7 protein-coding genes are annotated in these 13,609 nt (G+C 41.6%); all 7 read left to right on the forward strand.

The features are described from left to right. Window positions 1-168 precede the first annotated feature (168 nt). The 7 genes from IUZ65_RS08110 to IUZ65_RS08140 all read left to right on the forward strand — a co-directional run bounded on the left by IUZ65_RS08110 (window position 169) and on the right by IUZ65_RS08140 (window position 13,516). Window positions 169-5,010 carry an NAD-glutamate dehydrogenase gene (locus IUZ65_RS08110; RefSeq protein WP_195703255.1) on the forward strand — a complete coding sequence of 1,614 codons (4,842 nt, stop codon included), beginning with the start codon at window positions 169-171 and terminating at the stop codon, window positions 5,008-5,010. Window positions 5,011-5,057: 47 nt separating this feature from the next. Then, window positions 5,058-6,068, forward strand: coding sequence for a quinone-dependent dihydroorotate dehydrogenase (pyrD, locus tag IUZ65_RS08115; RefSeq protein ID WP_195703256.1), 1,011 nt, complete (start codon window positions 5,058-5,060; stop codon window positions 6,066-6,068). Window positions 6,069-6,211: 143 nt separating this feature from the next. Further along, window positions 6,212-6,754: a cell division protein ZapC gene (locus IUZ65_RS08120; protein ID WP_195703257.1), complete on the forward strand. Its 543-nt coding sequence runs from the start codon at window positions 6,212-6,214 to the stop codon at window positions 6,752-6,754. A gap of 556 nt (window positions 6,755-7,310) precedes the next feature. Next, window positions 7,311-9,443: a bifunctional 23S rRNA (guanine(2069)-N(7))-methyltransferase RlmK/23S rRNA (guanine(2445)-N(2))-methyltransferase RlmL gene (gene rlmKL / locus IUZ65_RS08125; RefSeq protein WP_195703258.1), complete on the forward strand. Its 2,133-nt coding sequence runs from the start codon at window positions 7,311-7,313 to the stop codon at window positions 9,441-9,443. Next, window positions 9,427-9,678, forward strand: coding sequence for a glutaredoxin family protein (locus IUZ65_RS08130; RefSeq protein ID WP_195703259.1), 252 nt, complete (start codon window positions 9,427-9,429; stop codon window positions 9,676-9,678). The genes rlmKL and IUZ65_RS08130 overlap by 17 nt, the downstream gene beginning before the upstream one ends. Next, window positions 9,656-11,575 carry an ABC transporter ATP-binding protein gene (locus IUZ65_RS08135; protein WP_195703260.1) on the forward strand — a complete coding sequence of 640 codons (1,920 nt, stop codon included), beginning with the start codon at window positions 9,656-9,658 and terminating at the stop codon, window positions 11,573-11,575. The genes IUZ65_RS08130 and IUZ65_RS08135 overlap by 23 nt, the downstream gene beginning before the upstream one ends. After that, window positions 11,576-13,516 (forward strand): DUF3466 family protein, encoded by a 1,941-nt coding sequence (locus tag IUZ65_RS08140; RefSeq protein ID WP_195703261.1) that lies wholly within the window; start codon window positions 11,576-11,578, stop codon window positions 13,514-13,516. It begins immediately after the preceding gene. Window positions 13,517-13,609 lie beyond the last annotated feature (93 nt).

Genomic DNA, 13,609 nt, shown 5'->3' on the forward strand with positions numbered 1-13,609 from the left:
ATATGTTAAATTTCAGATAGTTAAATCGAGTTACCACTCACAATTTTTGATACGCACCTCTCTATTTGTAACCAATTCATTAACTTATTTTCAATATATCTCTTACAATAACTAAGTACCCAACGAACATTGTGTTCGTGTTCCCACTAAAATAATTTGGAGTGCAATATGACCGCACGCGAGCCTGTTGTGCCGGTTCTACTTGAAAAAGTGTATCAACTTATTCAAGACAAACTTGAACTTGCTCAAAAACCTTTAGTTACTCAGCTAGCGAAACATCTCTACAGCAACATTTCTCAGGACGACCTGATAAATAGGAATGACTCAGATCTTTATGGTGCAGTGATAAGTTTATGGCACCATATTTCTGAAACACAATTCAAAGATATTTCGGTTAGGGTATTTAATCCTAGCTTGAGCCGCCATGGTTGGCAGTCAACGCATACGATAATTGAAATCGTTGTTCCAGACAGTCCGTTTCTCGTAGACTCAACAAAAATGGCTTTGACCAGACTGGGACTAACCTGTCATTTTATGATTAATGGACCTACGCAATTAAGGCGAAATGGTGACGGTGAAATCTCTGCGTTAAATAGTGGTGAAGGGGATTTTCAATCGCTTTTTCATATTGAGGTTGATAGGCTAAACAGCAAAAATGAAATGACTGCACTCAAAACTGAGCTTGTGGGTGTGCTAACTGATACTGGATTAGTGGTTAGCGATTGGCAGGTGATGTCAGACAAATTACAACAAGTCATCAAAAAAACAGAAGATAATCTTAAATCGATTCCATTGGAGAAAAGTCGTTTAGACGAAAGCCTGCAGTTCATGAGATGGCTCGGTAAACATAACTTTACCTTTATGGGCTACAAAGAATATGACCTTGTTGAAAGCAACAATGGCCTTCAGCTCGAACCAACGAAAGAGAAAGGCTTGGGTTTATTTGGCCTTGCTAGTCGTATTCGTACCGTAGAGCTTTCAAAGTTTGCTGAATCAGCACAGGCAGAAGCGACAAAACCTTACCTACTTATTCTCACCAAAGGTCATGCCTCTTCAAGGATTCATCGACCAGCTTATACCGACTATATAGGTATCAAGAAATTTGACAAACAAGGTAATGTTGTAGGTGAGCATCGATTCACTGGGCTGTACACATCTGCCGTCTACAACCAAAGTGTATTCAATATTCCCTTAATTGGACAAAAAGTAGAACGAATTCTTACCGCTAGCGGGTATAGAAAGGGATCTTACTCCTATAAAGCACTACTCAATATTTTAGAAAACTATCCAAGAGATGAGTTGCTTCAAGCAAAAGAAGAGGAGTTGTTAGAAACCGGCCTTGGTGTCGTACAAATGCAAGATCGTGATCTTGTTCGTTTGTTTGTTCGTAAAGACCCGTTTGGCCGTTTTTTCAGTTGCATGGTTTATGTTTCCAAAGAACGTTATAACACCGAAGTACGAAAACTGACCCAACGTATACTCCGTCAACATCTAAATTCAGATCAGGAGGTTGAATTCACGACGTTCTTTTCAGAAAGCCCACTTGCGAGGACGCACTATATAGTTCGAGTGGACAACAATAATTTCAATATAGACGTAAAAGCGATAGAGCATAACTTGATGGAAGCTTCTTCAACTTGGGTCGATAGACTAGAACACGCAATTGTTGCAAACTTGGGCGAAAGCAAAGGTCTTTCTTTTGCAAAGCAATATAAGAATGCATTTCCAAGTTCATATAAGTCAGATGTCATGCCGAGCATAGCGGTTTCAGATATTGAACGATTAGAAAATCTGAATGACGAAAACAAATTAGGTATGCTGTTTTATCGACCTCAAGAAGAGGGGATAAGTTCTAAGGTTGTCCATCTTAAGCTGTATCACCGTGATGAACCGATTCATCTGTCTGATGTCATGCCGATGTTGGAAAACCTAGGGTTACGAGTTGTTGGTGAATCGCCGTACGAAGTAAGAAAAGCAAATGGAACGGTATACTGGATACTTGATTTTTCCATGCTCCACAAAAGCGATGAGAACATTGACTTACGTGAAGCACAAGAGAGATTTCAACAAGCGTTTGCCGCTATTTGGTCTGGTGAGTTAGAAAGCGACGGCTTTAATAGGTTGCTACTCGGTGCAGGTTTAACCGGAAGAGAAATCACGATACTAAGAAGCTATGCTCGATATATGAGGCAGGTTGGATTCCCATTTAGCCAAAGCTATATCGAAAACACGTTATCCGATCACACCGAAATGGCGAAAAGCCTAGTTGAATTATTTGAGAGACGATTTGATCCTAAATGCAAAGGGGCGCAAAAAGGGCAGACGGATCTTATACAATACATCACTGAGCAGCTCGATCATGTAGAGAGTTTGGATGATGATAGGATCATTCGACGCTATATGGAAATGATCTCAGCGACGCTAAGAACAAATTATTATCAACTAGATAAAAACAAAAAGAACAAACCGTGGCTATCGTTAAAACTTAGGCCGCGTGAAATTGCAGATATTCCCAAACCCGTTCCTGAGTTCGAAATATTTGTGTATGCACCCGATATCGAGGGGGTGCATTTACGGGGTGGAAAGGTTGCTCGTGGTGGACTTCGTTGGTCTGACAGACAAGAAGATTTCCGTACGGAGATACTCGGGTTAGTAAAAGCACAACAAGTAAAGAACACCGTAATTGTTCCTGTTGGTGCGAAAGGCGGTTTCGTATGTAAAAAACAACCAAGTCTATCTTCACGAGATGAAATATTTGCGGAAGGTAAACGTTGCTACAAGAAATTCATTCGCGCGTTATTAGATGTTTCCGATAATATTGTGGAAGGTCAGTTGGTTCATCCAACGAATGTGGTTCGTCATGATGAGGATGATGCGTATTTAGTGGTAGCAGCAGATAAAGGAACGGCAACGTTTTCTGATTTGGCGAACTCAGTCTCGGAAGAGTACAATTTCTGGCTGGGTGATGCATTTGCCTCTGGTGGGTCAAATGGTTATGACCATAAAGCGATGGGCATAACGGCTAAAGGTGGATGGGAGTCGGTTAAACGCCACTTTAGAGAAATGGGGATTAATTGCCAAACCACCGATTTTACTTGTGTCGGTATAGGGGATATGGCAGGTGATGTGTTCGGTAATGGGATGCTTCTTTCCAAGCATATAAAACTGCAAGTTGCTTTTAATCATATGCACATATTTATCGATCCTACCCCAGATTCTGCGAAAAGTTGGAAAGAGCGAGATCGTTTGTTTGCATTACCACGATCAAGCTGGGAAGACTATGATCCTAAGTTGATCTCAAAAGGTGGCGGCATATTCTCAAGGCGATCAAAGTCGATCAAACTTACACCAGAAATACAGAAGATGATCGGAACACGCAAGACGGCCTTAGCACCCAATGATCTGATTAAGATGCTTCTGAAAATGGACGTCGATCTTTTATGGAATGGTGGTATTGGTACTTACATTAAAGCGTCCACAGAAACTCATACTGATGTTGGCGATCGTGCAAACGACGTATTGCGAATAGATGGCCAAGAGCTAAAAGCGAAAGTGGTTGGAGAAGGTGGCAACTTAGGAATGACACAACAAGGGCGTATTGAATATGCCTTGTCTGGTGGACGTGTCAACACGGACTTTGTAGATAACGTTGGTGGCGTTGATTGCTCTGATAACGAAGTGAACATTAAAATATTCCTTAACGGATTAGTTGCACTCGGTGATATGACAACGAAACAACGTAATGAAATTCTGGATAAAATGGAAGTTGAAGTCGGCGAGATAGTATTGGAGGACGCCTATTGTCAGGCTGAATCTATTTCAGTGTCCGAAAAACAAGGAACTTCATTAGTTAAGGAACAGATTCGATTCATCCATACATTAGAAAAAGCAGGTCATCTAGATAGAGTATTGGAATATATTCCGGATGATGAAACCTTGCTAGAACGAGAAAAACAGGGCAAAGCGTTTACTCGACCAGAGTTGTCTGTATTGGTTGCTTATGGAAAGATGATACTAAAAGAACAGTTAGTAAGTGACGAGATAGCATCAGATGACTATCACAAACAACTGTTAGCAAAATACTTCCCTAAAGAGTTACGCCGTAACTATATTGCTCATGCTGAAAATCATCCTCTTAAACGAGAGATAATAGCAACGGCACTGGCAAATCAAATGGTTAACGAGATGGGATGCAATCTTGTCACCCGCCTTCAAGAAGAAACAGGCGCCAGCATTGATAAAGTGGCCAATGCTTATTCTGCGGCTCGTGATATTTTTAACTTCGAAAAGACATTAAAAGATATTCGTAAACTTGATAATGTCTCAACCACAAGTGCGCAGTATGACTTGATTTTCCAAGTAAGAAGGACGCTAAGAAGATTATCGCGATGGATGATCAGAAATAATCCGGGCAGTTTTAGTGTTAATGATCTAATTAGTCATTATAAGACCGATGTGATCGCGATAGGAAAAACACTGGATCAGTGTTTAGTGCCAGAAGAGGTCAAAGAGCATGAAGACCTCGCAAACACGTGGATAGAACAAGGTGTTGAGAAGGAGTTGGCGCATCATGTGGCTCGTTTATCGAGTCTCAATTCAGCATTAGATATTTCCTCTGTTGCGAAGGAAAGTGGGCGAAGTGTTGAAGACGCGTCTAAGTTATACTTTAACTTAGGCGATAGGCTCTCATTACATTGGTTCCTAAAGCAGATCAATACCCAAGGTGTAGACAATAACTGGCAGGCTTTGGCAAGGGCGGCATTTAGAGAGGATCTTGATTGGCAACAGCGCCAACTTACGGCGCTGGTTCTCAGTTGCAATTGTGGTAGCTCAGCATTTGATCCTTTATCTGATCTGGATTCTTGGATCAGTAGTAATAAGCCTTCTTTAGAGCGTTGGGAGAATATACTGAACGAATTTAAGGTTGGTTCCATGCATGAATTTGCTAAGTTTTCAGTTGCCTTGCGTGAATTGATGTTATTAAATTTGAATTGTTCCAAAAATAAGTAAATAATAAAGCCCCGTTTATACGGGGCTTTTTTTTATCGGAGGCATACATGCTTTACCGTCTTGCAAGGACTGGTTTTTTTCAACTCGATGCCGAAAAGGCACACGATCTCGCAATTCAAAATTTCAAACGTTTTCAAGGCACACCATTCGACCTTTTTTACCGTCAACATTTACCAGATAGACCGGTAGAATGCATGGGACTGAAGTTTAAAAATCCGGTTGGCTTAGCCGCGGGCTTGGATAAAAATGGAGAATGTATCGACGCGTTTGGCGCAATGGGATTCGGATTCATAGAAGTTGGCACGGTAACACCAAAACCGCAGCCAGGAAATGACAAGCCAAGATTGTTTCGCTTGACTCAGGCTCAAGGTCTAATCAATCGGATGGGATTTAACAACGACGGTGTCGATAATCTCGTTGCCAACGTTCAAAAAGCATCTTACGACGGAATCCTTGGCATCAATATTGGTAAGAACAAAGATACTCCCTTAGAAAAGGGCAGCGATGACTATTTAATCTGTATGGAGAAAACCTATCAGCATGCAGGATATATTGCTGTTAATATTTCTTCACCTAATACACCGGGCCTAAGAACGTTACAATATGGTGAGGCCTTGGACCATCTTCTATCTGATTTGAAGTTAAAACAAAATGAATTAGAAAAGAAGCATGGCAAATATGTTCCATTGGCGCTTAAGATAGCACCAGATTTAAGCGATGAAGAAATTATTCAGATTTGTGACTCTCTCGTTCGTCATAATATTGATGGTGTCATTGCAACCAATACAACGTTAGATAGAAGTATTGTTAAAGGTATGAAACATTCGGATGAAGCGGGTGGTTTAAGTGGTCGGCCAGTACAACAACGAAGTACAGAAGTGGTTCGTTGTCTATACGCAGAACTTGGCGACAAACTTCCTATTATTGGTGTGGGTGGTATTGACTCATTTGTTTCGGCAAAAGAAAAAATGATGGCAGGCGCAAAATTAGTCCAAGTTTATTCTGGCTTTATTTATCAAGGTCCTGGTTTGGTGAGAGATATCGTTAAAAATATCTAATAACAACATTAAAAATCAAAAAAAGAGGAAATTTATTTCCTCTTTTTTTTTGGCTCCGTACTTGTAAAATTATTTTGTTAGTTGAATAGGTAGCACCCAAATTACCTAGAAAACGGAATTTATAATAATCAAGAGATGGAACGATGCTTAAACCTCGAGATACATGGAATTGGTTTTTTGATGAGCAAGAAAATGCTCTGATGCTTGACCTTGGAAGTGACATGCTGTTTAGAGTCAATCTTCCTAAAAAGCACCTCGTAGATTGTGCCTATACTGACACCGATTTTACGGTAGATGATGCTTCTGCTTTCCAAGCATTTAAAGAGAGCGCATCCAACCTAAACCTGACTGAACCGAGACAAGCAGAGTTAGTCCTTAACTGTGTTGCATCAAAGCGATTTCACAAGCCCGTACAGCCTCAAAGTTGGTTCTTCGATGAACAAGCTGCAGATTACCTTCCAAATGAAGGAGATATCGTTCACCTCAAGAATAGTTATGGGGAAGGGTATTTCATGGTTATCGAAGTTTGCCATAACGCGAGCCTATGCGCGTACATTGAGACTGACGAATTCGCCTTGAATGGACGTAAAGTCCTTAAGTTTGGTGAGCCAATTAAAGTTATGCATAATCGCATGGTGTGTGCGAACTCGTTATTTGAAGCGTTACCGATAGCTTTGGTAAGCTAAACCCTCATTCGTTCCCTTGTTGTACTTTCCCATCGACCCTCGCGGTCGATTTTTTTTGTTTAAAATAGTTCAATAATTCTTACTTTTGCCTAAAAGTTGAGAATAGAACTTCGCTCGACAATAAATCATCTCTATTTGTTATCCAAATTAACGATTATTGCACTCTCATCAATGAGACATCGATACCAAAGAAAAATAATTTTTCTTAAGTTGTTGCCTCTATTCGTCTAAATATCATTCAAATTAGGCTCATTTATTCCCGTTTTAACGCGTAATGTAAGTAAATTACCACCCAATAATCCATCTGGTATAGACCAATATTGGTGTGAATAAGTATTCACTTCGGCTGTGGGTCAATAAAAACGTAATATCGATTATGGGAGTAAACACTCACTTCGTTTTGGACGAAAAAATAGTCTTAACGAGAACTGAAGGGCTCATGTTGTTTAAAAACTGAGCACCCGAACAAGCTCTGAGAGATTTTTTGGCGTTTTGTTCTTAATTGATTTATTAATCAGGTATAATCAAGGCCATTTTTTTGCTGATTAAGATAGATATGAACCAATATTTAGCGATTACTTCAAATGGCTTGGAAAACTTGCTTGTTGAAGAGTTAAAAGCGCTCGGAATAGTTGATTTTAAACCTGTTCAAGCAGGTGTGAAATTTAAAGCGACCAACGAACAGGTGTATCGTTGCTGTTTATGGAGCCGTATTGCTTCAAGATTTGTACGTGTGTTGTCTGAATTCAATTGCCAAGACGATATGGACCTCTATCTATCTGCTTCCGCAATAAACTGGTCATCTCATTTTACAAGTTCGAAGAACCTGGTGGTTGACTTTAATGGTACCAATAACGAGATTCGTAACAGCCAGTATGGTGCGATGAAAGTTAAAGATGCCATCGTTGATAGCTTTACCAAAAAGAATCTAGAAAGGCCTTCAATCAGCAAAGAACAGCCGGATATACGAATCCACGTTCGTTTAAATCGTGAAAAAGCCATCTTAGGTATCGATTTGGTCGGTTTAGGTCTGCATCAGAGAGGCTACAGAACCGAAGCCGGGCAAGCCCCGCTTAGAGAGACACTGGCTGCTGCTGTTGTAATGAGAAGTGGTTGGAAGAAAGGGGTTTCGTTATTAGATCCTATGTGTGGTTCAGGCACCTTGTTAATAGAAGCGGCTTTAATCGCGGCTAATATGGCACCCGGTGTTCTACGTAGTAAATGGTCGTTCGAAGAGCTTAACGACTTTGAACCAGAGCTTTGGGCAGAGATAAAAGCAGAAGCAAATGTTCAGGGACGCAGAGGTGTCAAAAATATTGACACTAAGTTCTACGGTATAGATAACGACAAGCGCGTGCTAAATATTGCCAAACAGAATGCCAAAAGAGCGGGTCTAGAAAACGTGATTGAGTTTCGTGTCGGTGACGCGGCAGCACTAGCTCGTCCTGAAGGTTATGAGACGGGTGTTATCCTGTCCAATCCTCCTTATGGTGAGAGATTGGGTACTGAACCGGGTTTAATCGCACTCTATACATCCCTTGGCGCTCAGCTTAAACAGAACTTTGCGGGCAGTCAGGCGTCTATTTTGTCTAGCTCTGATGACTTGTTAAGCTGCTTAAGAATGCGTGCTGATAAGCAGTACAAGTTGCAAAATGGTGCGTTACCCTGTCACCAAAAAAATTACTCAATCAGTGAACGACGTGCTAGTGACAGTAATGAGCCCCAACAAGAAGGTGCTCTAATCGCGCCAGACTTTTCCAATCGCTTAAAGAAAAACATTGCCAAAATTGGCAAGTGGGCAAAGCGTGAGAAACTCGATTGCTACCGTATATATGACGCCGATTTACCCGAGTACAATGTTGCGATAGATGTTTATTTGGATCACCTTGTTATTCAAGAATATGCCGCGCCAAAAGATATTCCGGAAGAGAAATCGAAAAGACGATTAACGGATGTTATCCGTGCCGCTATTCAGGTTACTGGTGTTGATGTTAATAAAGTGGTCCTGAAAACTCGCGAAAAGAAAAAGGGATCGTCTCAATATCAAAAACTAGGCGAAGGCTCTAGAACGTTCGAAGTGCAAGAGTACGGCGTTAAGTTGCTGGTCAATTTACATGACTACCTTGATACAGGGCTATTCCTTGACCATAAGATCACTCGTCGCATGATTGGTGAGATGGCGAATGGTAAGGATTTCTTAAATCTATTTGCTTATACCGGCTCTGCAACAGCCCATGCCGCTTGTGGCGGCGCTAAATCGACAACAACGGTAGATATGTCGAAGACCTATCTAGAATGGGCCAAAGAGAACCTAAAACTGAACGGGAAAGTAGGTCGTGAGCATAGGTTTGAACATGCTGACTGTTTACAATGGATTCTACGAGCACAAGAAACCTATGATCTCATCTTTATTGACCCACCTACGTTTTCTAATTCGAAACGTATGGATCAAACTTTTGATGTACAAAGGGATCACATCGAGTTGATTAAGGATCTGAAAAGGTTGCTACGCTTCGATGGTACGATTGTGTTCTCGAACAATAAACGTCATTTTAAAATGGATCTTGATAGTCTTAAAGAGCTTGGTTTAAGCGCAACGAACATTTCGCCTAAAACATTGCCTATGGATTACGCAAGAAACAAACAGATTCACAACTCATGGTTGATCAAGCATGCAGAAGCATCTTGAATTAAAACTTTATAGTACAGAAGGGTGTCACCTTTGCGAGCAGGCTTTAGATATGCTGCATATGTTGAAGGTGTCACCTAAAGTCATTGATATTGCATACGATGACACGTTATTTGAGCGTTACGGGGTCACAATTCCGGTGGTTAATTTCAATGGAATTGAACTTAATTGGCCCTTTGATAGTAAAAAACTTAAAATTTGGTTAGAAGAAAATGGCATTACTTACCATACATAATGGTCAATTAGCATTTGGCGACGTACCGCTACTCGATGGTTCAGACTTTACGTTACAAGAAAACGAGCGAGTCTGTTTGGTTGGTCGAAATGGCGCCGGCAAATCGACCTTGATGAAGATACTTTCAGGTGAAGTCATTATGGATGACGGAAAGTATCAAATAACTCAAGATGTCGTTGTCTCGCGTTTAGAGCAGGACCCTCCACGAAATGTCGAGGGTACAGTACTTGATTACGTTGCAAGCGGCCTTGCTGAAGTCGGTAAGCTACTAAAAACTTACCATGAGCAACTTGATCTTGTCGCAAGTGAACCAACCGAGAAGCACATTAATCGCTTAGCCAAAACGCAAGAAAAGCTTGAACATGCCGATGCATGGCGTTTTGAAGACAGAATCAAGAATGTGCTAGCGGCTCTTAAATTGGATGGTGAGACGAAACTAACTGAATTATCGGGTGGTTGGCAGCGAAAAGCGGCGCTAGCGAAAGCATTGGTCTGTGACCCAGATGTGTTGCTGCTTGATGAACCAACAAACCACCTAGACGTAACCACCATTGAGTGGTTAGAAGGTTTTCTTAAAGACTTTAGAGGATCAATCATATTCGTCTCGCATGATCGAACGTTTATCAAATCTATGGCAACCCGTATTGTCGATCTTGATCGCGGCAACCTAAGCTCTTTTCCTGGTAATTATGATCAGTTTTTAATTGATAAGGAAGAAGCCCTTCGCGTTGAAGATATGCAAAATGCTGAGTTTGATAAAAAACTGGCTCAAGAAGAAGTGTGGATTCGACAGGGTATCAAAGCTCGAAGGACGCGTAATGAAGGGCGTGTAAGGGCCCTTAAAAAGCTAAGACAAGAGCGCAGCGATCGACTTGAGGTTCAAGGCAAAGCGAATATTCAGATTGATACAACGAACCGTTCTGGAAAAATCGTCTTTGAAGGTGAGAACCTCAACTTCAGCTACGAAGGGAAACCAATTGTATCTGATTTTAGTTTCAACATTATGCGCGGTGATCGAATTGCGCTCATTGGCCCAAATGGCTGTGGTAAGAGTACGGTATTAAAATTGCTGCTTGATCAAATCAGTCCACAATCTGGCTCACTGCGTTGCGGTACGAAACTTGAAGTCGCCTATTTTGACCAATATCGTGAAACTCTCGATCCCGAGAAAACCGTTATCGATAACCTTGCCGATGGTAAGCAAGAAGTTACGATAGGGGGAAAAGAAAGACATGCGCTTAGTTATCTTCAGGATTTCTTGTTTTCACCTAAGAGAGCAAGAACGCCCGTTAAAGCACTGTCTGGCGGCGAAAAAAATCGTCTGTTACTTGCACGATTATTTACCAAATCGAACAATCTGTTGGTTCTTGATGAACCAACCAACGATTTAGATATAGAAACTTTGGAACTTTTAGAGGATTTGCTTGCCAACTATGAGGGGACGCTTTTACTTGTTAGCCATGATCGTCAGTTCGTAGACAACACGGTGATGACAAGTTGGATATTTGAAGGCGACGGTGTGATTGAAGAGTTTGTTGGCGGTTATCACGATGCACAGCAACAACGAACACAAGCACAACAGTCTAGAACGCCTGAGATAGCCTCTCAAAATAAGGTGGTTGAGCAAACGCAAAAAAATACTCAATCACGTGGTAAACGAAACAAGTTCTCGTATAAATTACAACGAGAGTTAGAAGAATTACCAGCGAAACTAGAGCAGTTTGAAGAGGTAATAGAAGCCCTTCAAGTGCAGGTCAATTCTTCAGAGTTTTTTGCTCAATCCGTAGAGCAAACACAGCCCGTATTGGATAAGTTGGCTTCTCAAGAGAAGCAACTTGAAATAGCATTCGAAAGATGGGAAGAATTAGAAGCTATGCAACAGGAATTAGAGAAATAAATGAGTAGTAAAACATTTAAGCTATCAACATTAACCATCTTGATCATTAGTGCTACGCAGGCTAACGCCGCACTGTATAGAGTCGTTGAAGTGGCTTCTAGCACTACTGATAGTTATTCAGCGGCAATAGAGTCAGGTGCGGTGGCAGGCCAAGATCTTGGTTGTTTTGGTACAACAAGCTGCGGTAATGACGACTACAAATTGGCGAGTGATACCCGCAAAGGTTTCGCTGGCTTTTCTTATAAACAAGAAGTCCCGTTCGGTATTGATAATCGTTTTTACTATCTTGACCAAGACGATATCGAAAATTACTGTGACAACGAACTCGGTTACTCAACTTGTGAGAGTTGGGCATACAATCGCTGGTTCGGCGTAAATAGTGTTGGCGGTCTTTATCGGGAGCGTCAGGCATGGAATTTAGGCAGCTATCCATCAAATGCGTCCGCTTATTTACAACTAACGAACATTAATTCTCCATCCGCAACGGCCCCGACAGGTTCTACGTTAATACCCAATAGCAAGAATGTGGTGGTTAATGAGATTGAGGGTACGGGGAATGATACGACGATCATAGGAAATAGTAACAGTGGGTATTTTAGCATCAATGGTAATGCCATTTTAAAATATCGCGATCGCGGTTTCTATGGTTCGACGTCATTGCTTCCTAAATCGATTGCTGATGGCGCCGCTGATATCGTAGAAGAGATGGGTAGGACGATGGCGTTTGACTCATTTGTCTATGACAGTAAGACATACGTTGTTGGATCCGGTTCGGTAGCACCATTCGCCTATGGCGATGCCGATAAAGACTATTTTGGAGACGTTGGACTTTGTGTCACGTATTCCGAAGCTGCACTTCACAATAACTGTCAGAACTTTGCGTTCGCAATGAAGCCGTATATATGGCAGGTAAAAGATAATCTAGGTGCTTCTTTAGGAACGTCCGTGACGGGGGTGAGCGCGTCATTGTGGAGCATTGGTAGAGACGATGCCAGTGATACTGTCAGTACCTCAAATGTGAACGATTATTCTGCACAAGGTAGTATTCGAAGCGTTGTAATACCTTCCGATGGTACCTATAAAGATGAGCCTGTGCTCGTTGGTTACAATACCGATGAATACAGCAGCCGATTATTAATGCAAGCCGCGGTATTTTATCCAAAAAACACATTTTCAGCTACGGGTGTAGTTGAAAATGCTTGGAACACTACGTTTATTTCCAATGCGACGGTTCGTGTCAGTGGTGATTATGTCCACAGTAATTCGGTTGCAAAAGATATCAATAACAACCTGTTGGTTATTGGCGAAGCCAAGCGCTATGGTGACACACCAGAAGCAGGGGCCGCGAACAATAGATTGTTTATCGCAGATGCGAGTAACGGCAGTCCAAGTGCCGCCTATTTCTCCGGTGGAATATTCTTTGCTGGTGCGGGTGGTGAAGCGAATGCGATAAACAACTTTAACGAAGTTGTTGGTCAAATTGATGCGGAAACAAACCGAGAAGTCAACGGTAAGAAGCGTCGCAGACGCGCCTACATTTATCCTTATAACGGTACGGGCACTGAAGCGGCAAGACGGTCAATATTTAGTGATCAAGCATGGTGGATAGATAGTCTTACCAATGGCGGTAGTTACAGCTCTGCAAATAACCACTTCAGAGTGGTCAATGCGACGGATATAAATGATGCGGGTGTTATCTCTGCAACCGCACTGAAATGCAGCGTTGGAGGATACGATTCTCTTGCTCACAATGCCTATTGTGGTGGTGGATCAGGGAAAGAAGAGATAGTTGCAGTTAAGCTTATTCCAATTTCTGGGGCGACGAGTACAGATATCGAAAACCGTCCTTTAGAAACCGCGACCGTTTCAAGATCGGGTGGTGGTTTAGGGGTTTATGCTTTGACACTTCTTGCTTTGATTAGTTTCAGAAGACGAAAGTAAATATTGTCATCGAATGACACTAGTCCAATATTTTTGGGCTAGTGTTTTTTATACTTGAGAAATGGCCAACAGTGAACCAATATTATTGGTGGA

This window comes from Vibrio sp. VB16, assembly GCF_015594925.2.
GTDB lineage: Bacteria > Pseudomonadota > Gammaproteobacteria > Enterobacterales > Vibrionaceae > Vibrio.

Coding starts and splice junctions, on each gene's coding strand:
- IUZ65_RS08110 (WP_195703255.1), top strand. CDS start 169: ATGACCGCACGCGAGCCTGTTGTGCCGGTTCTACTTGAAAAAGTGTAT.
- pyrD (WP_195703256.1), top strand. CDS start 5,058: ATGCTTTACCGTCTTGCAAGGACTGGTTTTTTTCAACTCGATGCCGAA.
- IUZ65_RS08120 (WP_195703257.1), top strand. CDS start 6,212: ATGCTTAAACCTCGAGATACATGGAATTGGTTTTTTGATGAGCAAGAA.
- rlmKL (WP_195703258.1), top strand. CDS start 7,311: ATGAACCAATATTTAGCGATTACTTCAAATGGCTTGGAAAACTTGCTT.
- IUZ65_RS08130 (WP_195703259.1), top strand. CDS start 9,427: ATGCAGAAGCATCTTGAATTAAAACTTTATAGTACAGAAGGGTGTCAC.
- IUZ65_RS08135 (WP_195703260.1), top strand. CDS start 9,656: ATGGCATTACTTACCATACATAATGGTCAATTAGCATTTGGCGACGTA.
- IUZ65_RS08140 (WP_195703261.1), top strand. CDS start 11,576: ATGAGTAGTAAAACATTTAAGCTATCAACATTAACCATCTTGATCATT.